Annotated in this window: 25 protein-coding genes; 21 read left to right on the forward strand and 4 right to left on the reverse strand. The window is 24.5% G+C overall.

From position 1 onward, the window contains the following. Positions 1-164 precede the first annotated feature (164 nt). On the reverse strand, positions 165-1595 hold the full coding sequence (locus QZ146_RS00725; RefSeq protein WP_295721480.1) for a flippase: 1431 nt from the start codon (positions 1593-1595) through the stop codon (positions 165-167). Between the two features lie 559 nt (positions 1596-2154). On the opposite strand from QZ146_RS00725, the gene QZ146_RS00730 reads away from it, so the two are divergent. Together QZ146_RS00730 and QZ146_RS00735 are read left to right on the forward strand one after the other, a co-directional pair. Beyond that, entirely contained in the window at positions 2155-4239 is a 2085-nt protein-coding gene (locus QZ146_RS00730) for a pyruvate formate lyase family protein (protein ID WP_295721482.1), read from the forward strand. A gap of 40 nt (positions 4240-4279) precedes the next feature. Continuing rightward, entirely contained in the window at positions 4280-5050 is a 771-nt protein-coding gene (locus QZ146_RS00735; protein ID WP_295721484.1) for a 4Fe-4S cluster-binding domain-containing protein, read from the forward strand. Between the two features lie 48 nt (positions 5051-5098). On the opposite strand, the gene QZ146_RS00740 is transcribed toward QZ146_RS00735, so the two are convergent. After that, positions 5099-5896: a DUF4422 domain-containing protein gene (locus tag QZ146_RS00740; protein WP_295721487.1), complete on the reverse strand. Its 798-nt coding sequence runs from the start codon at positions 5894-5896 to the stop codon at positions 5099-5101. A 16-nt stretch (positions 5897-5912) separates the two neighbouring features. After that, on the reverse strand, positions 5913-6929 hold the full coding sequence (locus QZ146_RS00745) for a glycosyltransferase family 2 protein (protein ID WP_295721489.1): 1017 nt from the start codon (positions 6927-6929) through the stop codon (positions 5913-5915). A 681-nt stretch (positions 6930-7610) separates the two neighbouring features. Between QZ146_RS00745 and QZ146_RS00750 the strand changes: the two genes are divergently transcribed. The 9 genes from QZ146_RS00750 (at position 7611) to QZ146_RS00790 (ending at position 14580) form a co-directional block, all read left to right on the forward strand. Continuing rightward, the gene (locus tag QZ146_RS00750; protein ID WP_295721491.1) at positions 7611-8738 is read left to right on the forward strand and encodes a glycosyltransferase family 4 protein; all 1128 of its coding nucleotides are present in this window, start codon (positions 7611-7613) and stop codon (positions 8736-8738) included. A 63-nt stretch (positions 8739-8801) separates the two neighbouring features. Further along, positions 8802-10337: an MBL fold metallo-hydrolase gene (locus tag QZ146_RS00755; RefSeq protein WP_295721494.1), complete on the forward strand. Its 1536-nt coding sequence runs from the start codon at positions 8802-8804 to the stop codon at positions 10335-10337. Positions 10338-10546: 209 nt separating this feature from the next. After that, on the forward strand, positions 10547-10945 hold the full coding sequence (locus QZ146_RS00760) for a hypothetical protein (protein WP_295721496.1): 399 nt from the start codon (positions 10547-10549) through the stop codon (positions 10943-10945). Positions 10946-11154: 209 nt separating this feature from the next. Then, a complete protein-coding gene (locus QZ146_RS00765) occupies positions 11155-11964 on the forward strand; it encodes a UDP-galactopyranose mutase (RefSeq protein WP_295721498.1) in 810 nt (269 codons plus the stop codon). Positions 11965-12159: 195 nt separating this feature from the next. Next, a complete protein-coding gene (locus QZ146_RS00770; protein WP_295721500.1) occupies positions 12160-12450 on the forward strand; it encodes a hypothetical protein in 291 nt (96 codons plus the stop codon). Between the two features lie 89 nt (positions 12451-12539). Next, on the forward strand, positions 12540-12740 hold the full coding sequence (locus QZ146_RS00775) for a hypothetical protein (RefSeq protein ID WP_295721503.1): 201 nt from the start codon (positions 12540-12542) through the stop codon (positions 12738-12740). Between the two features lie 290 nt (positions 12741-13030). Next, a complete protein-coding gene (locus QZ146_RS00780; protein ID WP_295721504.1) occupies positions 13031-13543 on the forward strand; it encodes a hypothetical protein in 513 nt (170 codons plus the stop codon). An 80-nt stretch (positions 13544-13623) separates the two neighbouring features. Further along, positions 13624-13995 carry a hypothetical protein gene (locus tag QZ146_RS00785; RefSeq protein ID WP_295721506.1) on the forward strand — a complete coding sequence of 124 codons (372 nt, stop codon included), beginning with the start codon at positions 13624-13626 and terminating at the stop codon, positions 13993-13995. Between the two features lie 327 nt (positions 13996-14322). Next, positions 14323-14580: a hypothetical protein gene (locus QZ146_RS00790; protein WP_295721508.1), complete on the forward strand. Its 258-nt coding sequence runs from the start codon at positions 14323-14325 to the stop codon at positions 14578-14580. 612 nt (positions 14581-15192) lie between these two features. On the opposite strand, the gene QZ146_RS00795 is transcribed toward QZ146_RS00790, so the two are convergent. Next, positions 15193-15519 carry a hypothetical protein gene (locus QZ146_RS00795; protein ID WP_295721510.1) on the reverse strand — a complete coding sequence of 109 codons (327 nt, stop codon included), beginning with the start codon at positions 15517-15519 and terminating at the stop codon, positions 15193-15195. A 234-nt stretch (positions 15520-15753) separates the two neighbouring features. On the opposite strand from QZ146_RS00795, the gene QZ146_RS00800 reads away from it, so the two are divergent. The 10 genes from QZ146_RS00800 to QZ146_RS08800 form a co-directional block, all read left to right on the forward strand. After that, complete coding sequence (locus tag QZ146_RS00800; RefSeq protein WP_295721512.1) at positions 15754-16971, forward strand: MnmC family methyltransferase; 1218 nt, start codon at positions 15754-15756, stop codon at positions 16969-16971. Between the two features lie 68 nt (positions 16972-17039). Then, positions 17040-17279, forward strand: coding sequence for a hypothetical protein (locus tag QZ146_RS00805; protein ID WP_295721514.1), 240 nt, complete (start codon positions 17040-17042; stop codon positions 17277-17279). 116 nt (positions 17280-17395) lie between these two features. Beyond that, positions 17396-17713, forward strand: coding sequence for a transcription factor S (locus QZ146_RS00810; protein ID WP_295721515.1), 318 nt, complete (start codon positions 17396-17398; stop codon positions 17711-17713). 135 nt (positions 17714-17848) lie between these two features. Continuing rightward, a complete protein-coding gene (locus tag QZ146_RS00815; RefSeq protein WP_295721517.1) occupies positions 17849-19768 on the forward strand; it encodes an IGHMBP2 family helicase in 1920 nt (639 codons plus the stop codon). Between the two features lie 342 nt (positions 19769-20110). Further along, positions 20111-22090, forward strand: coding sequence for a tRNA guanosine(15) transglycosylase TgtA (tgtA, locus tag QZ146_RS00820; RefSeq protein ID WP_295721519.1), 1980 nt, complete (start codon positions 20111-20113; stop codon positions 22088-22090). 137 nt (positions 22091-22227) lie between these two features. Next, complete coding sequence (locus QZ146_RS00825; RefSeq protein WP_295721521.1) at positions 22228-22578, forward strand: nascent polypeptide-associated complex protein; 351 nt, start codon at positions 22228-22230, stop codon at positions 22576-22578. Between the two features lie 88 nt (positions 22579-22666). Beyond that, on the forward strand, positions 22667-23413 hold the full coding sequence (locus QZ146_RS00830) for a metallophosphoesterase (RefSeq protein ID WP_295721523.1): 747 nt from the start codon (positions 22667-22669) through the stop codon (positions 23411-23413). 479 nt (positions 23414-23892) lie between these two features. Continuing rightward, a complete protein-coding gene (locus QZ146_RS00835; protein ID WP_295721525.1) occupies positions 23893-24924 on the forward strand; it encodes a Zc3h12a-like ribonuclease in 1032 nt (343 codons plus the stop codon). Beyond that, the gene (locus QZ146_RS00840) at positions 24917-26125 is read left to right on the forward strand and encodes a hypothetical protein (protein ID WP_295721527.1); all 1209 of its coding nucleotides are present in this window, start codon (positions 24917-24919) and stop codon (positions 26123-26125) included. The genes QZ146_RS00835 and QZ146_RS00840 overlap by 8 nt, the downstream gene beginning before the upstream one ends. Before the next feature lie 348 nt (positions 26126-26473). Continuing rightward, the coding region (locus QZ146_RS08800) for a helix-turn-helix domain-containing protein (RefSeq protein ID WP_365316174.1) at positions 26474-26609 on the forward strand (136 nt) is incomplete at its 3' end.

Consider the following 26609-nt stretch of genomic DNA (forward strand, 5'->3'; position numbering starts at 1 on the left):
AATGTATTTTTAGGGGCCTTAATCATATCACTAGGATTTAACTCAAAAACAGCAATACAACAATTATCTGAGAACTGAAAAATTCAGACCCCTAAAAATATTTTTAATTAAATTTGATAAAACAGTTTATTTTGGTGTTGAGTAAGTCTATTCTTCTTTATAGTTTATTTTCTATGAATTATATTATTAATTATACTTTTATCTATTTCATCAAATAATCTTAAAAGGATTAAACATATAAAGTAAATTATTATTCCAAGAATTGTACCCATCCATAAATTTACTCCTATATAATATAATACAAGTCCCATAATTACTGATGATATAATTATTTTTATTACATCATATAGGATTTTTATTGAAGGATGATAATCTGTTTTATAGATTAAAATAAACATTAAGACAAATATGTAAATTTCACTTACTACTGTGGATATTGCTGCACCAAGTTCTTGGTATTGACTTATTAAAAATAGATTGAGTAGGACATTTACAAGTACTGCAGTTCCATATATTTTTGTATTAGTTCTTTCTTTATGTATTGAATTTAATAGTAATCCGCCGGATCCATTAATAAATAAAAATGGTATGGTAAATATTAAAAATTGTATAATAATACTTGAGGATATATATGATTTACCATAAATTAAAGTGATTATGCTTTCTGCATAAATAAATACACCAATGCTTATAGGAATTGATATTAAAAGCAAATACTTTACTGATTTTTCATAGGATAATTTAAGTAAATTGTCTGAATTTTTATATAGTTTGCTCATCACTGGAAATATTACAGCAGTATAAACTGTGTATAAGGTTGTAAGTATAGTAATTATTTTATAAGATGCATTATAAATTCCTGTAGAGAATGCAGTAGTTAAAAAACCTAACATGGCCATATCAATATTAAAATATATGCTATTAAATAAATTCATTAATCCAAATGGTATTGATCTTTTAATCAATAACTTCCAGTATTTAAAATTAAATTTATATTTAGGGCTATAGATTTTTTTTGAAACTTGAATACGTAAGTATAAATAAGAAATTATATATGAAATTAAATAGGATAATGTTATGCCAATTAATCCTAAATTTAAATAAGCACATATTATTACTAATGACAATAGTATTAATGAATTAATTAATGTACCTTTTGCAGTGTATGCCATCTTTTCATATGCTTGAAAAACAGCACTAAAAATTAGATTCATATTTACAAAAAGATTTTCAATACCTATTAATAAACAAACAGTAATGACAATCTTTGTATCACCTTTAAGATACAAAATTAATCCTATAAAACTAATTACAAATATTGAAGAAATTATTTTTAGTGGAATTGCATTATTTAGAATGCCGGGTAAAAGATTATGTTCTCTTGATACATCCCGAATAAGTAATTGACTTATTCCAAAATCCATAAACATTCCAAAAACAACAGAAAGTGATATTGCAAAGGATAATATTCCAAGATTGCTAGCTCCAAGATATCTTGCTATTATAATGGTCCATAAAAAACCACATATTGCAGTAATTATCTGTGAGGACATCATCCATCCTGAATTTTTAAATATTTTTAGAATTTCACTCATAATTTCAACTTTTTTTAGATTAAAATTTATTATTTAAACAAATCATTTAATATGGTTTATAATAATATTTAAGATTATGATATTTATAATTACACGCTGATTTTTTTATTTATTTTTTTATAAAAGCTATTGATTCTTATTTAAAAAGGTTTAATTATAATCTTGAAAAATAAATTGATTTTTTATGAGTTAAAAATTCTTGTTTTGAGAAGTTTATAATTTGATTTTAGATTATTTAACAATTAATTATTCTTGAATTCTTTTGTTTAATGTATTTAACTAATTTTACAATAATGATAATTTATATTTTTATGAATTATTAATCATATATTTATGTGAATTATTAATCATGTTTAAAAATTTCTTTTTAATATTTAGAAAGTTTTAAGATAATTTTAAGGCAATATAAATTCTTTATTTATTATATATAATAAATTATTATTTCATCAATTTTGATTTATGTCTATAAGTATATTATAAATAAATACTAAATTAATAAATAATTAAATAATTATCTTAAATTTTTAAATTTTAATTTTTAATATAAAGGAGATATTATATGAATATTTATTTCAAGAAAATCGCAGTACCTATTTTTAATAAGGCTCAAAAAAGTAATTTAGGTAGAAAATCAATTAATATAGCCTTTTTAACACGTAAATTTATTTGGAGGTTTAATAATACAAGTACTGCTGGAATATATCTTGTAAAAAATATGCATAAAATCTTCAATACTAATCCTAAATTAAACTATGGAAGTCAAATAAAAGAGCTTTTAGATAAAGTGAATATTAATATTGCAGATGATGATTTTATATTTTTCCTTGATGAATTTAAAAATTTATCTTATAATAATACTAAGATAGAAAATATTTCCATTGATTATTCTAAAGCACTTAATAATTCTTTACATGATTTTAAAGAATTTTATTCTCAAAAAAAAGCAAATAAAAATATTGATTTTATTCAAGACCAATTAGATATGCTTGAAGGTACTGAATTATTTATATTGAAAATTATAGATGCTATTAAAAGTTCTAATAGGCAGGACAAAGATAAATATATCAGTTTTTTTGAAAATATTATTAATAAAAAAGCTACTCATTTTGAAGAAGCATTACAACGTATTTTATTTTTCAATCAAGTTTTATGGCAAACAGGTCACTTGCTAAATGGACTAGGACGTTTAGATAAAATTTTAAATGATTTGTACTATGAAGATATAAATAACAATTTTTTAACAAAAGAAGAAGCATTTAATCTTATTAAAAACTTTATAAAATCTTTACACTCTTATTATTGGTATAAAAGTAATGCTCTAATGGGGGATACTGGACAGGTAATAATTTTAGGTGGAAAAGAAACAGATGGAACATATTTCTCTAATGATTTGACATATTTGTTTATAGAAGCAATAAAGGAACTTCAATTACCTGATCCTAAAGCACTTCTTAGAGTAAGTAAAGACACTTCAAGAGATTTAATTGAATTATCTTTAAAAACAATGAATACTGGTTGTGGAAGTCCTCTTTTATCTAATGATGATATTGTTATTAATAAAATGATTGAATTTGGATATGACACAGAAGATGCATATAATTATGTCGTATCTGCATGCTGGGAGCCTAGTGCAGTTGGAAAGGGGATTGAACAAAATAATCTTAATTTTTTCACATTTTTAAAACCATTAAATAATATATTTGATAATGAATCAGAGGAGTTTATAAATAGTATAAATGATTTTGATAAATTGTTTGAAACATATAAAACTTATTTAAAAAATGAAGCTAATAATCTTATAGGAATTTTAGATGGATTAGAATTTAATACAGATCCAATTTTGTCTATGTTTATAGAAAATTGTAATGCTAATCAATTAGATATTTCAAATGGTGGAGCTAAATATAATCATTATGGTATTACAACTGTTTCCCTTGCAAATACTGTAAATAGTTTATATAATATAAAACAGTTTGTATTTGAGGATAAGAGATTTTCACTTGCAGAATTTAACAAAATGCGAAAAAATAATTTTATAGATTGTGATGATTTACTAGAACAATTAAAAAACAATCCTAAACACTTTGGATGTGATGATGAAGAGATTATTTCACTAACAAATGAAATAATAGATTCTTTAGAAAACTGTTTTAAAGATTATAGAAATAAATTTGGAGGTCAAATTAAATTTGGTTTAAGTGCACCTTCTTATATAAGTGCTGGTGAAGAAATATCAGCTTCATTTGATGGTAGAAAAAATAGGGAACCCTTTTCAACACATATTTCTGCAGATTTAAACAAGGATTATACAGAACTTATGAGATTTGCTTCTAAAATTGATTATGATGGATGTAAATTTAATGGTAATGTAGTGGATTTAATGGTTTCACCTAATTTTATTAAAAATAATTTTGAAAAATTCGCTGATTATATTCAACTTTCAATTAAATTAGGATTTTATCAAATGCAAATGAATGTAATTGATAGTAAAACATTAATTGAAGCAAAAGCTCATCCAGAATTACATACAAATCTTATTGTAAGAGTTTGGGGTTTTAGTTCCTATTTTAATGATTTACCTTTAAGTTATAAAGATTTACTCATAGAAAGAGCTATAAAAAATGAAAGAAATCTTGCATTTTAGTATTTGATTCTACTTTTAAACATTCTTTTAGGATATTATTATGACAGTTAGAGTTACAAATATTCAACATTTTTCATTACATGATGGTCCTGGAATACGGACAACTGTATTTCTTAAGGGATGTAATCTTAATTGTCCATGGTGCTGCAATCCAGAAAATATTTCTTTTGAAATAGAAAAATATGTTGAAAATGGGTTAAAAAAAGAATTTGGATATGATATTTCCTTAAATGAATTAGAAAAAGAAATACTAAAAGATGAAATATACTATGACAATGGAAAAGGAGGGGTAACTTTTTCAGGTGGAGAGCCTCTTCTTCAAATAGAAAATATTATTCCTCTTTTAAAACACTTAAAAAATAAAGGAATTAATATATGTTTTGAAACTTCTCTTAGTATTAACAGTAATTTAGTTTCTATGGCTATTGATTATATTGATGAACTTTTCATAGATATAAAAATTTTAGAAAATGAAGAAGCTTTAAATGTTCTTAATTTAAATCTTGATTTATATTTGAAGAATTTAGAAATAATAAATCATTCCAATATTAAAAAAGAGAATATTACATTTAGGATTCCATTAAATAATGAATATACATTAAATGAAAACAATATTAATCAGATTATAAATCTTTTAAAAAAGTATCCATATAAAGTTCAAATATTCAAAACTCATAATCTTGCTGAAAATAAGTATAGATTAATTAATAAAAAGCAGGTTGAAATAAAAGAACTCTCTGATAATGAAATAAATGAGGTATATGATAAAATTAAAGAAATAACTGGCAATGTTGAAGTTATTAGTATTTAGTTATTCATATTTTTCTTATTTTCAATGAGGCATTGTTTCTTATTTCTTTTAATAAAAGAATTCCATTATTTTTTTAGCTAGTTTTGGGTTTTTATAATAAATAAATCTATAAATATTTCGAAATATTTCTATATTTGCTATAAACATTCTTGTTTTTAAACTGATTCCAATATATTTAAGGTCTAGTTCTTTAACTTTTAACTTATTATAATCTACCCATACATTTAATATAGCCTCAGATATTAATCCGAAAATACGAGGTTCAATACTTAAATCAACCTTATTTTCCATTTCTTTTAATATTGGAAATATCCAATTACAATAATTATCAACTAATTCTTTATCCATTATAAACATATTATAACTAAAGAATTTAGAACCATTCATTATCTTATCAAAACTATCTAAATATTCAGGGCTAATTTTAGAAATTGCATTTTTACTATCCATTAAAGCATCAAGAATATAATTGTTCTTATAGGTTTCAGCAAGTGATCCTTTAATTAATTCAGTTTTTTTAGGTAATATGATGTCATATTCATTTAAATATGCGTCAATTTCTTGTTTTCTAATGGTATGGCCTTTGTTTTTAAAATATCTTCTATAATGGCATAATCCAAGTATATCTGCATTTGAATTTTTCCACATCCAATAAAGTCCTGTGAGTTCACAGTAATTAGGATTTTTACTTGAGATATTATCTCCTGAGTCATCACTTGTAAAACCTAAATTATCTTTACCGTCACGGCCTACAAAAAGTGGAGTGTATATTTCATCTTTTTTTATTTTTACAATATCTTTTGGACTATGTGTGATAACATATAATTGGATTTTCTTCTCAGACATAGAATCACATATTTTATTAATTTTTGGATTTGATTTTACTAAATAGTTTTGATAAAATTATTGCTGAATTTGTACTAATTGAAAAAGTTTTAATACCTAAGTTTATTATGATTTTTGCTGGAAGTCCTGCGGTTTGAATATGATTTGTAATTTTATAATCTTTATAATAAGGTTTCATTATTTTTAAAAACTTACATTGACAATTTTTATCTAAATCTGCATAAAGGTAAATCTTAGTCATATCAACAATAAGTTCAGATTTAAGTATATTGTATTCAGGTTTATCGTCAATCAAATTCATTAGTTTTAAAAAACCTCCTAATTGTTTTTTCACTAAAGATTTTGTAAATTTTTGGCTTATTGATGAATCATCTTCATCTGTCCTAACAATATAATTATATCCGGTATAATCATTTAAAATTATAATACCATTGGCTTTTAGATAAAATGCAACTGAAAAGTATACGTCTTCATAACATTCTCCTTCTGGAAATGTTATTTCATTTTCTAGGACTGTTGATTTTTTAAATATTTTGGTCCAAATCATTGTTGGAAAACCAAGTGTCATAATCTCTGGAAATTCTTCTACAGAACCTAGTTTTATATAGGGGTCATATTTATCTAAAAATGATTTGGGAGTATTAAAATTTTTGCTTGTTATATTATATCTGCAACATACAACATCTGCATTTTCGCTGGTAATTGTATTATATAATTTTCTACAGCAATCAGGGTATAATTCATCATCACTATCTAAAAACATTATATATTCTGATGTGGAATTTTTAATACCATAATTACGTGGCCTACTTGCAGTTCCACTATTTCCCTCTAAAAATATTGCCTTAACATTTTCATAATTAGAAGATAATTTTTTTAATATTTCCTTTGTATTATCACTAGAATTATCATCAACTAGAATTAATTCTATATTTTCAAAACCTATGCTCTGTTGAATTACAGAGTTAACTGCATCCATTAAATGTTTTTCTCCATTATATATTGGAATAATAATTGATATTTTTGGTCTCATCATATTATTTTATAATAGTTATTCTATAAAATTATATGTAATAATAATCAACTAAGTATTGTAAAATATATGATTTAATAGTAATTATTAAATTTTATTTCATATTATTAAGGGATAATTTCTACTTTAATCTTTCTAGGTTTGTTTGAATTCCAATTTTTTGATATAATAAAATTCAAAAATTTATTATATTTGATAGAAAAAAATATTAAATAAAATCAATGTATAATTTTAAAATAAAAACTTATTATTATTGATGATTATGATGGAAATTATTGAGACAATTATAATTGCAGACGGTGCTGGTTTTATTGGCACTCCTTAATGTATTAGATTATTTAATGAAGGATATAGATGATTGTGTTGATAATTTTCATACAGGAAATTAACAAATCTTTTAAATCTTCATTGACAATTTCAAATATATTCAAAATGTATTTGTTTAAATTATTATGAGGATTATGATGTTAAAGTAAAAATTGTTAGAATATTTAATACTTATAGTCCTATATGGATTGTCTATGAATGTTTGTTACAAATTATTGTTCAAGCCTAAAAGGTGAAGACTTAACTATATTTATTATAATAATTTATTAAATTCCCTTTGATTATTTTATTTATTTAAAAAGTTTTATGATTATAATATTAAAAATTATTATTTTAATTATTGGGGCTTATATTATGAATTTATATATTTTATTTCCACTTACAACAAATAATGATTTATTAAAATTAGGATTTGTTCCTTATTATTTAGCTAGAAATTTTGATTATAATAGTACTTTTATAAATTTCAATAATGATGATTATTCTTATTTAGAAAATGATCTGTCTGAGTTAAATATGGATATTATTGAACGTAAATATCCTTTTGATTTTTTAAATATAATAAGATATTTGAGAAAAAATGCAAAAAATATTGATATTTTACAATGTTTTCATTATTCAATACCTACTTTCACATATTTTTTCATTTATAAATTATTTAATAGAAAAGGAAAAATATATTTTAAGATTGATACAGATTATAATACGGCTTTACGATTAAATGGTTTTAAAAAAGGACTTAGATATAAATTTGAAACTAAAATGTCTATTTTTCTCTTTAAACATTTAATTGATTTTGCAAGTATTGAAACTAAAAAAGCTCAAAATGTTTTTCTTGAATCTCATAATATTTATAAAGAAAAAATGTATTATTTACCTTGTACTGTTAATCTTGATACAGAAATCAAAAAGGAGAAAAAGAATATAATTATTTCTGTAGGAAGGATTGGTTCTCATCAAAAAGCTAGTGAAATAGTATTGGAAGCATTTAAAAAAGTTAAAACACAAACAGATAATGATTGGATTTTAAAGATGGTGGGTCCAATTTCAGAACAATTTCATGAATATATTAAACAATTTTTTAAGGATAATCCTAAATTAAAAGAATCTATAATATTCACGGGCAATATTATTGATAGGAATGAGCTTTTTGAAATTTTTGCAGAAGCTAAAATTTTCTGTTTACCTTCACGATATGGTTCATTTGAAATTGTGTTTACTGAAGCATTATTTTATGAAGATTATTTACTTGTTAGTGATGTTGGAATAGGAAAATATCTTGTAGATAATACTAATTTTGGACAAATTGTGGAAATTGATGATGTGGAAGACATATCTAAAAAAATGATTGAAGCAATTGAAAATTATGATGCAAATGTTCATAATACGAATATGGATTTTAAAAAATACATCAATGATGAATTTTCCCCTGAAAAATATGCGAAATTAATAGATGGGGAGTTTAGAAAATTATTTAAATAGTTAATTTATTACTTATATTTTTATATAACGTTATATAATATAGTTTTAGAGGGGGTTTATTTTTTGACAAATATAAATTTTTATGGTGCTGTTGGAGAAATTGGTGGAAATAAAATTAAAGTTGATATGAATTCCACTTCATTAATGTTTGATTTTGGTATGAGTTTTAATGAAGTAGGAAAGTATTATGATAATTTTATTCAGCCTCGTAAGGCAAATGGTCTTGGGGACTTTTTTGAACTTGGACTGCTTCCTAAAATTAAAGGTATTTATCGTGAAGATTATCTTAAACATATGGGTCTTGATTTTGAGCATAATCCCTCAATTGATGGACTACTTTTATCACATGCTCATGCAGATCATGCTGACTATATCAAATATCTTCGATATGATATTCCAATTTTCATGTCACTTAACTCTAAGATAATCATGGATGTAATTGATGAGATTACTTTAGGAAAAGAATTAGTTACCTATAAAAGGCAGTTTGAGTTAGTGCCAAGGAAAAGAGGGGATGGTTATACTCCAATAAGATCACCAGATAATCAGGTTAAAAGAAATCTAAATGTACTTGAACCCTATAAAAAAGAGAATATTGGTGATGTGGAGGTTCAGCTTGCACCTGTAGATCATTCACTTCCTGGTGCTAGTGGTTTTTTAATTGAAGGTGATGAGAGATTAGTATATACTGGAGATTTAAGGTTCAATGGTCGTTGTAGAGATTATACTAAAGAATTTGTAAAACAGGCAAGTAAATTCTCACCTAATATAATGTTCTGTGAAGGTACAAGGATTAACAGTGAAAAACATAAAAAAGAAAAAGATGAAAATGGTGAGACAATAGAATATCTGGAACTTGAAGAGGATATTGAAGCTAAAGCTTACCCCATAATCTCGGAATGTAAAGGTTTAACTGTTATTAATTTCCCACTTAGGGATTTAGATCGATTAGTTACTTTTAGAAATGTAGCAGAACAAACAGATAGAAAATTACTTATTAATACTAAACAGGCTTATATGTTAAAACTTATAGAAGAACAGAACAATGAAAAAACTATTTATCCAAGTTTAAATGATGAAAATATTGGTATTTATATTTCAAGAAGAGGCTCTGGATATCTTGGTGATGAATCATATGTTTCATATGATGGGGATTGGCAATTATCTACAGATAATGATTTATTATTAAAAGATTATTCTAAATGGGAAAGGGAATTTTTCGAATATGATAATGTGTATACCTATCGTGATGTACGGGATAATCAGGAAAATTTCATGATTCGTGCAGATAATTTTTCATTTATGGAGTTAATTGATATTCAACCTGAAAATGCTATTTATATTCACAGTACCACTGGGGCATTTAATACTGAAATGGAATTAAGTAAAAAAATCACAGATAATTGGTTAAGTCACTTTAATATTCCACAGTATGAACATTTTCATGTTTCAGGTCATGCTAAAGGTTCCGAGTTAATTGAAATGATTAGAACTATTAACCCTGATGTTGTCTATCCAATACATACAGAAAAACCAGAAGAATTTGATGTACTTAAGGAAGATGGCATTAATGTTATTCATCCAGAATTAGCTAAATAATAGTTTTTTATATAATCATTTTCCATTTCTTTTTCCATTATCTTTTTTATGATTTTATTTTAATTTTTTATTATTTTCTTATCGTTTTGGTATAATTTTTTGAATTTTATTTTAATTTTACTTATTTCTTAACATTTTCTTAATTTTTTAATTATATTTATTAAATTAGATTTGATAAAATTATATACTTCTTTAATAAAATTATTATTATGTATTTTATAAATGAATTAAAAAAATGTGATAAAGGTTATAGTAGGACTCAAAAATATCTGGTTTATGTTTCAAGTGCTCTTTTATTTATTTGTATGTTTTTAAAATTTTGGATTAATGTAAAAATTGATAATTTCCATTTTGCAATTGCATTAGGCATATTTTTAATATTCTTTTTATATATTATTAGTAAAGGGGATGAAAATTTTCCACTTAAATTAAATAGTAAGTCTAGTAGGGTAGAGGCTATTTTTGCATTGTTAATGGTGATTGTACTATTAATTGTTGTATTAATGTCATATGGTATAATAGCTAATTCAATTGACCTTTTATTAATAACACTAGCATCTATTATTAATATAATTGTTTTTCTGCCTCATGCTTTATCTAAGGCCTAATATATCTTCTTATTTTATTATTTAATTAATTATTCTTTTTGTTTTATTCTGTTAATTTTTCTTTTTAATTTAATCATTGAATTTTATTAAATTATTTTTTTCATGTTTAAAAATAATGAAATACTTATAAATTAAAGAATAGATAGTATTATTAATTTTTTTTAAAATTTATAGATTTATAAAATTTATTTAATTTATAATTTATTTGTATGAATACTTTCCATCAAATGTGGGGAGTAAATACTCCAGGCGAAGCATATGAAATTATTGAAAAACAGAAAAAAGAGGAGGGCATATCTAATCCACAGAATTTAGAAGAACAGGCTATAAGTCTTGTTGGAAGAGATATATATGAAAAACTTGTAAAAGAATATACAGAAAAACAATGGGGCAGAAAATGTAGGGATCTTCCTCCATTTATTATTCAAAGGTTACCTGTCAGATTTACCTATGATAATAATTATTTCAACGATTTATATCAGGGTATACCAATGGGAGGATATACTCAAATTATAGAAAAGCTATTAAATGGAATTGAAGTTAAATTAAATACTGATTTTTTTAAAGATAAGGATAAATGGTTAAATTCTGCTTCTAAAGTCTTGTTTACAGGAATGATAGATGAATATTATGATTACTGCTATGGTGAACTTGAATACAGATCATTGGAATTTGAAAGTGGGGTATTAGATACAGATAACTTTCAGGATAATGCAGTTGTAAACTATACAGATGAAAATACTCCATTTACACGTATTATAGAACATAAGCATTTTGAATCTACTAATTCAGATAAAACTATTATTACTCGTGAATATCCTAAAACTTGGCATAAGGGGGACGAGGCATATTATCCTGTAAATGATGATAAAAATAATATTTTATATGAAAAATATAAAAAATTAGCGAAAAAAGATAAGAATATTATATTCGGTGGTCGGCTTGGACTATATAAATATTTTAATATGGATCAAGTTGTTGAAGAAGCTTTGAATTTAGTTAAATCTGAGTTAAGTTAAATGTATTTTGTTTATTCTAAGTTAAAAATTATTCATATACAGAAAAAACCAATTCGAATATTACAATTAAGAAATACTGCATCCTCAGAGTAATAATCTTCATAATAATAATTCTTAAATTGGTAACCTTATTTTGATGTAAAAACATTTATATTATTTTAATCAAAATGATATATCGATTTAAAGGTGAAGCATATGACTAAAGAACTGGACGAACTAAATGTGATTAAAAAAAAACTTCATAGGCATTTTGAAAAATTTAGCGACAATGTGACTATTGGAGATTACACTTATGGTTTTTTCGATGTTCTTGAATGGGATGCTAAAACCAAATTGAAAATTGGAAAATTTTGTTCAATTGCAGCAGATTTTTTATTCCTTTTAGGAGGGGAGTATAGAAAGGATTTTATTTCAACTTATCCTTTTAATGCCTTGATGGAAAGTTTTGATTATATTGAAGGACATCCGGCTCAAAAGGAGATATAATTGTTGGAAATGATGTCTGGATTGATCATGTAGTAAAAATATTATCTGGAGTTACCATTGGTGACGGTGCAATAGTAGCTGCAAATTCATTGGTTACAAAGGATATTCCCTCTTACGCAATAGCTATGGGAAATCCTGCTAAAGTTGTTAGATATCGTTTTAATCAAGACACCATTGATAAATTACTTAAAATAAGATGGTGGGATTTTAAAGAAGAGGAGATTGTAAAAATTATTCCATTGTTACAATCAAATAATATGGAAGAATTTTTAAGACAATATTCAAAATAAGTATTTATACATTTCATGAATGATACTAAATAATTCTTAAATAAAAGCATAAATTAAGTATATGAATTATTTAAAAGTATTAGTTTTTTAAATTAATACTAACTAACTAAATCACTATAAGAATATTTTATTATAATTTAAAAATTTACAATACTTTTTTTTGTTTATTTATTGTAAAATTATTTTTATTATTATAAGAGGAATTTTTATATATCATCTTTTTTAAATTATATTTAAATTTATTAAACATGCACTTTTAAATTAATTATATTCTTTAATATTGTGATAATATGGATTATGCTAATCAGTATAGGGAGTCTATTTGTAATTTAATAAATATTAATAATCAATTAATAGCTTCATCTAAGGATCCTTTTATTTTATGGGATAAGGAAAGCTTTGAGTTAATTGAATTAAATATTAACTATGTCTTAAGTTTTCTTGAAACAGAATATATTATTGATGATGAATATAATGATTTTAAGGATTTTGCAAACTATATTTATAAGATTTTTAAAGAGGAATCTATTTATAAATTTTTACTACTTTTAGTTGATGAACTTTTACTAAGCAAGTTAAGATTAGTTGATTATAAACTTAATATGCTTAAAAAATATAATATAGAATCATTTACAAAATTAAATAAAGATGGTATTAATGAATTTATAGAAGAATACACCCTTTATATTGGGGAGTTTGATTTATTTAAATTAGAATTTTCTAATGTAGAACGTTATCAATTATTAAATGATTATTCTAAAGCAGTTAAAGATTATTATACTAATAATAGTAGCAATAAATAATTTATAAGATTATTTATAAATATTAATAATATTAATATCATTTAAATTTTATATTTATTTTTTAATATAGAGGTTAAAATATGGGTAATGAATTATTTAGAACCAAAGCAGGTTACAGTATTTATCAAAAGATGTTAATTTATTTATCATCATTGATACTTCTCATTTGCCTACTTTTAGAGTATATGGTTTTTAAAAATATATCTGATTATAAATTTTTTACTGCTGTTTTTTTTATAGCCTTAATTTATATTTATTTTTCTTCTAAATCAGAGGCACAATATAATCGTTCAGATGCTTTATTATCTATAGTACTTAGTATTGGTATTATATTAATAGGAGTGTATTATTATTACAAAATTAACTTTTCAATGTTAATTACCTTTTTTATTTCTTCAATTATTAGTTTAATTGCATTTATTCCACATGCAAAAAAACATAAAACAGATTGATCTATTTTAAACTTTTTTTTATTTTTTATTATACAATTTTTATTTTATTCTTATACTCTTTTTAAAATAATCTCAATATTCTTATTAATCATTATTTAATAAGTTTATGTTATTTTATTCACTATTTTCATATTTTTCCTAAATTCATATGATATTTTAAGTATTTCTTTAATTATTCCCTCTATCCAAGATAATAGTAGTCATTTATTTACTCGAAATATTTATATATTATTATGTCAAATAATTATTATGTTATTAATTTAATAGTCATTGGCTTAAATCTCTATTTCTTTTAATAATATATATTTAGATATATTGGGGTGTATTATGGGTACAGGTTTATATAGGGTCTATAAAATAGATTATTTTGAAGATAAACCCATTAGATGGTCTTATAGGGTTCATAATAAATTAGTTAAAAAAGAAATTTACGATAAAGATTTACTTAATCTTAAAAAAAGAGTTTTAGATGCTGGCTTCCTATGGGGTATAGTTGATGTTGAAAATGCACTGAAAACAGCTGATGAGATGGGTTGTAATATAAAAGAATTAGAAGGAAGATACGGTGTAAAAATTAAAGAGTAATCCTCTTATTTTAATTATATATCTACTATTTTTTCAAATCACTACTTATGTTTAATATATTTATCAGAATTTTTCTAATATTTTTTCCATGTTTTGGCATATTTCATGCAAAATATTTATATACTATTTATGCCATATTATAATATGTGCTTAAAACACATTAAATTTTTTATGTGTTTTTGCAATTTAATATACTTTAAAAAACATTCTTGGTGGTGAATAGTAATATAACTAATATAATATAAATTACTCTTTTAAGGGGGCTGAGTGATTTATATTTATTAGTTTAATCTTGATATAATTATTTATTAATTCCTTATTACTCTTTACGGGGGTGGAGAGTTATAGGGGATTTTAATAAATAAAATTTTTATTTTGAGTAATAGTTATTTAATAATAAATTTTAATAAATTCTTTTTTTGTTTTATAATTTTTTCACCTTTTATATTTTTTTACTTCCTTTATTTTCTTTTTAAATTATTAATTAAAATTATTTTAAATTATTAACTAACTATTCTCATTTTATTCGAGTTTAAATCTTTAACTTAAATATGAGTAAATATTTTTTTTTAAAATTTTTCTCTTTTGTTTATTATGGATTTTATATTTTTTTTATTTGTATTTTAATGGAACCCACTCTATTTCTACATTATTTTTCTCATTTAATACCCAATTATAAACTCTCATTGTTATATTGTTTTTTAAAAGTTCAATGATTTTTTCTTCCTTTTGTAGTGTGATGTTTTTTTCTTTTAATTTATCTAATTTCCTATTCAGTTCATCTTCACTTATATTTTCATTTAATATTTCTTCAAGGGTCTTATTTGTAATTTCATAACTTAATTTATAATATTTATCCTTTTGACTTTTAATTTGAAGATTTTCAAGTCTTTTTTTAGATTCATCAAGTCTTTTGCTGATTTGAACTCTACTTTTCATATTATCCTAAGACCTTTTTAATTGTAGTTTGTATTAATTTATTATATCTTTAATTATATTTTTTTATAAATTTTAACTTTAAATGTTAAATTATCTAAATATAATTATGCATTTTTTTTTATTTAATTTTCTTTTAGAGAAAGTTTCATATAAATTAATTTATAATAATATTAATAGTATTATTATATTTTATTTTATTTTATTTTGTTAATATAAAAAAATCTGTTTGATATAATGACATACCAAGATGATGCTGTAGTAATTGATAATGATGTTTTTGAGATTATAAAAGAGACATTTGAATGTGAATGTGCAACAGATGATTCTAAATATAGGGATAATCTCTTTTTAAAGACTAAAGACTATTTTGTTAAAACAGATGATGGATCTTATTCTATTAAATCCAGATTAATTAATAATAAAATTGAAACTTTACATACTAAGTCTGGTGCTATATCTGAAAGTTTTAAAAAGTTTATTGATCCATTAAAACTGGATTATAATGAGGATATTGCAATTTTGGATATTTGTGCTGGTCTTGGATATAATAGTTCAGCAGCTATTTTTGATTTTTTAAAACATACTGATAATGCTACAAATCTTAAAATTGATATGGTTGAAATATCTCCTGAAACATTAGCTGCAGGTATGATTGTACCTTCTCCTATTGCAGAACATGATATTGTAAAAAGGGCTATAGAGTCTCAGTTAATTTCATCTGGTTTTGCTTCTTTAGAATTGGAAAAGACCATTATACCTGAAAATATTGATATTAATGTTTTTATTGAGGATGCAAGATTAACGGTACAAAACTTAGCTCATAATACTTATGATGCAATATTTTTAGATCCATTTTCACAGACTATGGCTCCTGAACTTTTTAGCTGTGAGTTATTTAGCCAATTTCAAAGACTTATTAAGGATGATGGTATAGTCACTACTTATACTTCATCAGCACCTGTAAGAGGGGCTTTTCTTGAGGCAGGTTTTCATGTTGGTGAAGGACCAGTTTTTGGAAGATTTCAAGGTGGAACTATAGCCAGTTTAAATCCGGAGGTCCTTTCTAAATCATTAAATATTAATGATGAAAGACGTATAGGATTATCTGATGTTGGTATTCCATTTAGAGACAATAATTTAAACTCTTCTAGTGATGATATTGTTAACAGACGTAATGAAGAAAGAGCCATAAAACGTCATCACAGTTTAATATCATCTGCTGTTAAAACACCTATTTTTTTAGGTGAAGATATGGATGATGAACCATTAAAAAGAAGGGTAGAGCGTAATCTAGCTAAAGTAAATATTAGTGGTGTAAAATCAGAAGAAGCTTATTATATTATAGATGCTCAAAAAGATTATAGTGAAAAATCAACATATGAGCATAATTCAAGAGATAGAATTTTAGATATGAATAAACGTTTAAATGATGTTATAGAAGGTAATTTTTAATTACGCTTATATTTAATGTTTAACTTTAATTTCCTTAAATAAAATAAATAAATAATTGAAGGGTTAATATGGGAAAGGACGATATATGTATTATAGGATTTTTTGATGATGAATTTATGAAGAAGTATACAAAATTTTCTTCTTTTGATCAGATGAAAGCTAAATCTCCATTAAGTGATGTTGATACATCAGAATTATTTAATAATAAAAGATGGGATAAATTTGTTAAGAAAAACACTCAGTTTGATAATTGGCAGGATATGCTTTTAAAATCAGCAAATAATCAACTGAAAGAAGAAAAATTTTAATATATTTCACTTATAAAAAATTAGGATTTAGATTTAAAAAAAGGTTTAAATATTAAAATCTTCTAAATTATATTTTTAAAAATTATTTCAATTATTTAAATTTATAAGGTTAAAGTATGAAATTTTGTCCTAAATGTGGTTCAATGATGCTTCCTTCAGGTGAGGAAATTAAATGTAAATGTGGATATGCTGAAGGTTTAAGTAAAGATGAGATGGAAGCAGAATATAAATTTGAAGCTGATCGTAATGAGGAACAGAAGGTTATTGTTACAAGTAAGGACGATGTTGTTCTTCCAACTACTAAAATAACCTGTTATAAATGTGGAGGTACTGTTGGATATTGGTGGACACTTCAAACCAGGTCTGCTGATGAGGCTCCTACTTATTTTATTAGATGTGCAAATTGTGGAAACACATGGAGACAATCTAATTAGAAATTGTTTGATTTTAACTCATTAATATTAAGGGATTTTTTTTAAGAATAATGTAAATGATATATTATTGACAAGTAATAAATGGGATATAGATATGTATTTGTTATTGATTTAATCAAGTAAGAGAATGAAAATATGGAAGATTATATTAAGCAATTAATTAATTTAATCAATTTTGAAAGAAAAGAAGAAATTTCATTAATGATTAATGAAATAAAGACTATGTCTTCATATAAAAGGGAAGAGAAAGGTCGTGCAATTAATAAACTTAAGGGTAAATTTATTAAAAAAGAATTAGGATTAAATATTGTCCAGTATGGCCGTAGTTACGATATTATAACTGAGATAAATGTTGGAGACATTGTATTAATCAGTACAAAAAATCCTTTAAAAAGTGATTTAACTGGAACAGTTATAGAGAAAGGTAGAAAATATATAAAAGTAGCTTTTTCAAATAAGGTTCCTAAATGGGCTTTAAAGAAAAAAGTTCGGCTTGATTTATATGTTAATGATACAACATATCTTAGAATGGAGGATAACTTAAAAAATTTAAGTCCATTTGGTATAAATGCTTTAAATTATTTATTAGGGATTAAAGAACCTAAATTTAAAGATGATGATATTTATTTAGAGTATATTGATTCTTCCTTAAACAATTCCCAAAAGGAGGCTGTTGTTAAATCATTATCTACTTCTGATTTTTATCTGATTCATGGTCCATTTGGAACTGGTAAAACAAGAACGCTTATAGAATATATTCTTCAGGAAATCCGCCAAAACCATAAAATATTAGCATGTTCTGACAGTAATGGAAGTGTTGATAATATATTAGACAGGTTAATTAAGATTGATAATATTAAGCTTACTCGTCTAGGCCCTCCTCAAAGAGTGTCAAAAGATAATATTAAATATACTTTAGCTTATCAGGTAGAAAATCATCCAGATTATAGTAAAAAAGAACCTGTTATTAAAAAAATAGATGAACTTATCCAGATTAGACAGGCATATACTAAACCTAGACCTCAATTTAGACGTGGTCTAAAAGATAATGAGATAAAGTTTTTTGCATCTAAAGGCAAATCCACTAGGGGCATAAGTAGTGAAAAAATTAAGTCTATGGCTAAATGGTTAGAATATAATGATAAGGTGAATAAATTATACGATGAGCTTGATAAAATAGAAGATGAAATTATTAAAGATATTATAGGTTCTAGTGATATAATTTTATCAACTAATTCATCTGCAGCATTAGAAAGTATTAAAGATACTAAATTTGACCTTGTTGTTGTTGATGAGGCATCACAAACAACTATTCCAAGTATTTTAATACCTATTTCTAAGGCTCGTAAATTTATTTTAGCAGGAGACCATAAACAATTACCTCCTACAGTTTTAAGCCCAAAAGCATTTAAATTAGAAGAAACCTTATTTGAAATACTTATATCGGAATATCCTTATAAATCACAATTATTGGATGTTCAATATCGTATGAATTCTAAATTAATGGATTTTCCAAATAAAACCTTTTATAATAATTCTCTTAAAACATACTCTAAGATAAAGGATATTAATTTAGCTGATATATCATCTATTGATAATGAAGAGGTTTTCTCTTTTTTAGATACATCTCTTCTAGATAATAATGAGGAAAAACAAATTAAAGATTCTAAATCTATAATTAATCCTAAAGAAGCCGATATTTGCTTGAAAGCACTGAACTATTATTTGGGTAAGGGTATTAGTAAAAAAGATATTGGTATTATTAGTCCCTATCTAGATCAGGTAAGATTAATTAAGGATAAATGTGATGTTGAAGTAAAAACTGTTGATGGTTTTCAAGGTCGAGAGAAAGAAATAATTATAATTTCTACAGTTAGAAGTAATGATAATGGTAATGTAGGTTTTTTAAAGGATTTAAGAAGATTAAATGTGGCATTAACACGGGCTAAAAGAAAATTAGTTATAATTGGAAATGCCAATACTTTAAGTTGTGAGAAAACTTATAAAGATTTAATTGATTATGCAGTTTCAAATAATATGTTTGAAAGTTTATAATTTTGTTTTTATAATAAATAGAAAAACCATTTCTAATTCTTTTAACTACAATATCTAAATATATTTATTTAGCTAGAATTTATTCTTTTAACTACAATTTTATAAAAATATTAATTTAAACTATTTTATCAATTTATAAGTAATTATGCTATGTTTTCTTTGAAAATAAGTATTAAAAATTTATTTATACTTATATTTATTTTTAAATTTTTTACAATTTATTTGTAAAAATTTTTATAGTGTATTAAATAATATATTATTATTAAACTATTTTTATAGAATATTTTTTATATTTAAAATTTATTTTTAATTTTGGTTATAATTATTTTTTAGGAGATTTTAATGTTTGAGATTAAAGCTAAAGATAATATGGCAAGAGTTGGTCTACTTAAAACAAAACATGGAAATGTAACTACTCCTGCTTTAATGCCTGTTATACATCCTGGAAGACAAACTATTGATGTAGCTAAACATGGTGCTAGTATTGTTATTACAAATTCATATATTATTTTTAAAGATGAAGAATTAAAGAAAAGAGCATTATCTGAAGGTGTTCATAAATTAATTAATTTTGATGGTCCTATAATGACAGATTCTGGATCATTTCAACTGTCAGTATATGGTGATATTGATATTGGAAATACCGAAGTTATTGATTTCCAAGAGGCTATTGGAACAGATATTGGAACATCATTAGATATTCCAACTGCTCCTTATGTTACTCGTGAAAAAGCAATTGATGATATGAAAATTACAATCGACAGGGCAAAAGAAGCAGTTCAATATAAAAAAGATAATAATATTGAAATGCTTTTAAATTCTGTTGCACAAGGATCTACATTTATTGATTTAAGAGAATATTGTGCAAAAGAGTTAAGAAAAATTGATTCTGATTTATATCCTATTGGTGCTGTTGTACCATTAATGGAAATGTATAAATATGATGATTTGGTTGATGTTGTAATGCATTCGATTTTAAATTTACCTGATAATGTTCCAAGACATTTGATGGGTGCAGGTCATCCAATGATCTTTGCACTATGTGTTGCAATGGGTTGTGATTTATTTGACTCAGCAGCATATGTATTATATGCAGAAGATGATAGATTACTTTCAACAAGAGGAACCTATAAACTTGAAAACTTGACTGAGATGCTATGTTCATGTGAAGTATGTTCAAAATACACTCCAGATGATTTAAGAGCAATGGATAAAAAAGAACGTGTTAAACTTATAGCTCAACATAACCTTGCAGTTTCACTTGCTGAGATAAGGACTATTCGTCAGGCAATTTATGATGGGGATTTGATGGAACTTGTTGAAGAACGCTGTAGAGCTCATCCTGCACTTTTAAATGGACTTAGACGTCTCGGAGACTATAGTGATGATTTAGAGTATTATAATCCAAGTAGTAAAAATTCCGCATTCTTCTATACTGGTCCTGAATCTTTACAAAGAGGAGAAATTAGACGTCATATTAAAAAACTTCGTAAAATGGATAAAAAATCCACTTTAATATTGCATCCTCCTACAAGAAAACCATACTCTAAGAATATTTCTGGTAAACTTGGTAGGTTCTATGTATATGGTGAAGAGATGGAACTAGATTTGGAAGATGCAGATATGATGGTTTTAGATTTGCCATTTGGTCTTATACCTCTTGATATAGATGAGGTATATCCTTTAAGTCAAAATGAAGCTCCTAAAATAAAGGATGCTGATGCAGTAGAGTTTATTGAAGATTGTATAGAGGAATTTGCAGAATATTATAATCAGATTCTTATACATCAAAGTATTGTAAATCACTTTGATTTTGATTTAGATAGGATTCATCCACAATCAGATGATGTTAGATATATTAAAGATGATATACGTAAAATTAAAGCAATTGCAGATTATCAGTTTGGTCTAGGTTCAGGTGATGCATTATTTGACGGTAAGGTGAAGATTGAAAAATCTAAAAAAACTGGAAAAATCAGACATATTTCAGTTGATGGTAAGTTAGTTGCAAATATGAGAGCATCAGATGCATTTTTAGTTTTAACAAAAGATGGTGGAAAAAGATTACATCAAGCTACTAATTATCCATATAACCGAGTAGTTGTAAATCAGGATTCTGAACCATTTACTCGAGACGGTAAAAGTGTATTTTGTCAATTTGTAGTGGAAATGGATGATAATATACGTTCAGGAGATGAAGTATTAATTGTAAATGAAGATGATGAACTTCTAGCTATTGGTAAAGCTTTATTGAACTCACGTGAAATTGAAAGTTTTAGTAATGGACAAGCTATTAAAACAAGAAAGGGATTTAAAAAATAATTTCTTTATTATTTTATTAAAAGTTAATAAATTTAATTATTTTAAACTTTAAAATAAAAATTCCAATAAAAATATTTAATAATATGAATTAAATAAATAAAATATGATTTATTAATAAAATTTAAGAGGAAAAAAATATGATACCTGGTATGAACCCAAGACAAAGGAAACAAATGGAAAGGCAAATGAAACAAATGGGAATGAAAATGGAGGATATTGATGGTGTTGAAGAAGTTATTATACGATGTTCAGATAAAGATATAATTATTTCTCCAGCTGATGTAAATATTATGAATGTTATGGGCAGTGAAACCTATCAAATTACAGGTAAATCTCGTGAAGTTGAAAGGGAAGTTGTACTAGAGATTAATGAAGAGGATATTGAACTTGTATCTAATCAGGCAGGAGTTTCAAAAGAAGTAGCAGAAGATGCTCTTAAGGAAGCTAAAGGAGATTTGGCTGAAGCTATTATGAAATTAAGTCAATAATTCTTTGATTTCATATAATTTAATTATCATTAATAAATTTTCATTATTTTAATCGTTTTTTAAATTAGAAATTATGGGGTTTGATTTTATGGTACTAATTGTACATATATCTGATTTACATTTAAGTCATTCTGATTTTAATGAAAATATGTTTTTAAAAGCAGTCGATGAGATAAATGATCTTAATCCTGACATGATTATATTAACAGGGGATTTAACAGATCATGGGTATTATTCTGAATTTTTACAGATTAAAGACTTTTTGAAAATGTTTAATTCAAGTCTTTTTGCTATACCTGGAAATCATGATGCAAAAAATATAGGGTATAAAACCTTTGAAGAACTTATTGGAGATCGTAGTTGGAAATTAACAAAAGATGATGAAAATTTAGTAATGTTAGGTTTAGACTCTACAACTCCAGATTTAAGTCAAGGTAATATTGGTAGATTACAGCAAGCATGGATGGAAAATGAATTAAATAATTGTATGGTTGATAATAAATTTTCTATTGTAGCAATGCATCATCATATTATACCAATACCTGGAACTGGTAGAGAAAGAAATATTTTAACAGATGCAGGGGATATTCTTCAATCTTTAATTTCTCATGAGGTGGATATTGTTATTGGTGGGCATAAACATGTTCCTCATTTATGGCAAATGGATCATACATTATTTGTTAATGCTGGTTCACTTTCATCATATAAGTTAAGGGGAAAAGAAACCAACTCATATAATATTATTCAAATCTCTGAAAATAATATTGAAATTTACTTAAATAAATTAGATGGAAATAAAATATTACTTGGAAACTTTAAAAGAAATGTAATATAATTTAAGTTAATTTTTTTACTATTTTATCTTTTTATTAAATTTATATTCTATAAATAAATTAATTTAATTTTAATTTTTTTTTTTAAAGTATTTTTTAATTTTATTATTTTTAGAAAATCGGTGTATTTGATTATTACATATAGATGATCTTATTACTTTTTTTATTTTTTTAATAATTGCTTATTATTATAAAATTTTGTTAATTTTATTATGTTTTTTAGAAAATATTTTTTTTAAAGTTAAGATTATTTTTAAATTTTAGGTTATGATTTTTTCTAATTTAATTATTTAACTTTTTTATTAATTGCATTTATAATTAGCATATAATTATAAGTTTTTAAAATTTTTAAACTAATATGTTTTAATAATATTTAAATATATGATTACTTAAAATAATATATGATTAATCTTTTATTATAAATATAATAATTATTAAATTATAAAAATTTTTTTCAATCGGCAAAATTAGAGGTAATTTCATGAAAGTAATTGTTGATGCAGCTAATGTGGCTCATTTCAAAAAGAATGAAAATTCAGAGCCTATGTTAAGTAATATTATAGCTGCAGTTGAAGCTTTAGAGGCGAAAGATGATGAATTTGTAGTTATAGCAGATGCTTCTCTTTCACATGATATTGATAATAAAGATGATTATCATAAACTTGTCGTTGAAGAAAATATTGAGGAAGTACCTGTTGGAAATAATGCAGACCATTTTATTTTAAAATTAGCTGAAGAAGAAAATGCTAAAATATTATCTAATGATAAATTTAGGGATTTTAAAGATGAATTCCTTAATATTGATTCTATGAGAATTCCATTTTCTTTTGATGGCAGTAAACTTGTAATGGGTAAATCTAAATCTCATAAAAAAGATAGAAATATCCTACAGCATATTTGTGATGAAATTTTAAATCAACTTGAAAATAAGCGTTGGGAAACATTTAGGGAAAAAGATGGTTTAGAACTTACTCCTTTAAATATTGCTAAAGAAGCTATTATTAAACTTGATGATTCTAAAAAAACAGGATTAGATAATAAGATTGAAGGAATATTATCTAAAATACCTATGTTTAAACAAGTTATGAATATGGTAGATGGTGTTGAAACTGCAGCTCCTTTTATAATTTTTGTACTTGTACATCCAAGAGACTATAAAGTTACTGTTAAAAACGCAGGTTCTGTTTCTAATGCTGTTTCTGAAAGATTAAGACTTCCTAAAAAGCCTTTAATTGCGGTTAGAAATGACTTATTTACAAAACCAGGTACTTTTAATTTAAATACTCTTTATTCTGATGAAGTTATGGATTATCCTCCATTTAATATTGAAATCCGTATTAATAATTATGATGAAACTTTCATCAAAAAGAATTCAAGAAATATTGCAAGTACAGTTGCAAGTAGGTTAGGATCTTGGAAATTCCCATTTGTTACTGTTAAATCTGATATTATTCTTGAAAAACCTGGGGATTTTGAAATATTCTTAGAAAAGGGGGAAAAGGATAATGGCTGATAATAGTATTACACGTTATTTAATTTCACTATTGACTGGTTATAGGGCTATAAGTATCGGTACTAAATTTTTCCCTACAAATGAAACTGAAACAGAATATGTTGATTTATTTAATTATACAGAAACTATTTTACTTGAACTTGAAGAAGCTGAAATTACAACTGACAGTATTTTTTATAATTTAATGCGTGATGTTGGTGAGGAAAATATTCCAGAAAACCATAGTTTTTATGAATTAAAACCAGCTGAACAAAGGGTTGAAGAATATGCTCTTGTAAGTAATATTATTATGGGTAATGACCGTTATTTATATATTGAAATACCTCATCCTCATAAAATTATGAATGAATTTGCAAATATGATTGTTGAATCTAAAGGTCAAATTGTAGAGCGATCATCCTCTGAGATTGTAGCTAAAATGTCTAGTAAAAATGAAGCTATTAAAATTGCTTTACACATGATTAGTTTAGGTTATAAAAATAATTTAATTGTTACTGGTGCAGTAGGTATGACTGGTGCTGCAGCTTTAGAGAGATCTATTAATTATACTCGTGAAGTTGGAGGCTTTTCAGGTATTGCATTTACTAAACTTGGTGGGGAATATGCATTAGTTATAGATGGCCCATTTGAAATTGGTAAATCCCGTAAAACTATTTATGATAATTACTTGTTTATTGATATTATTGATTCTACTGGTTTTATTAGTAAATATGGTAGAGATAGACTTTTAGAATTGATGAATGGTGTTAAAAGTTTTGTTGAAAGTGAATGTCATGGCCAAGTTGAAGGTTATCGTGAGGGTGGGGATGACTTTATAGCAAGGTTTCCAAGTAAAGATTTAGCAATAAGAGCAGGTCTTGATACTGCTTGGTTTATTTTAAATAATGGTGCTAAAATTAGGGCTGGTGTTGGTAGAAGTAGAAGAGAAGCTGGTGAAAGGGCACAAATTGCTGATGATATTTTTGTATTAGGTAAACCTTTATCTTTAGTTGTATTTGAATTGGCTAATGGTATTTATGCATATAATGTTCCTTCTGAGTTTTCAAGAACTATTATAGATTTATTCACCAATCATAAAGGTAAATTAATTGTTATATTTGCTATTGTCTTTGTCTTATGTTATTTCTTAGCAGTTTTAGGACAACCTATTTATGCATTTGCTATTTTATTAATTGTAATTATATATGCAGCTGCATCATAATTTTATTTTATTTATTTTAGCTATATTTACCTTATTTTATTATTTTTTAGTTATATTGTCTATTTTATTTATAGATCAATTATTATTGGATGCATTGTCTTATTTATTTAGATTTATTTATCTAATTTATTTTAGTGATATGAATTATTTTATTTATTTGCTTTTCTTTTAGTTTTACATATTTTTTTAAAATATAGTTAAAAACCAAACTTTTAATAAAGAAATTCATAAGAATTATTATGTCTGGAATTACTAAAAAAGAAATAAAAAACATATCCCTGTTAAAGATTTAGATAAAAGGATAAAAAAGTTAGAAAAAGATGTAAAAGTATTAAATAACTTCATTTTATAAAAGCATCCTATTCTGGAATGAGTATTAAAGAATCAGCCGAATTAAATGGAGTATCATATTCAAATGCATATGTTTGGTTTAACAGATGGAACGAAGAAGGTCCTGAAGGCATAATTCCAAAATATGCGGGAG

The sequence above is a fragment of the uncultured Methanobrevibacter sp. genome, assembly GCF_905235195.1.
GTDB lineage: Archaea > Methanobacteriota > Methanobacteria > Methanobacteriales > Methanobacteriaceae > Methanarmilla.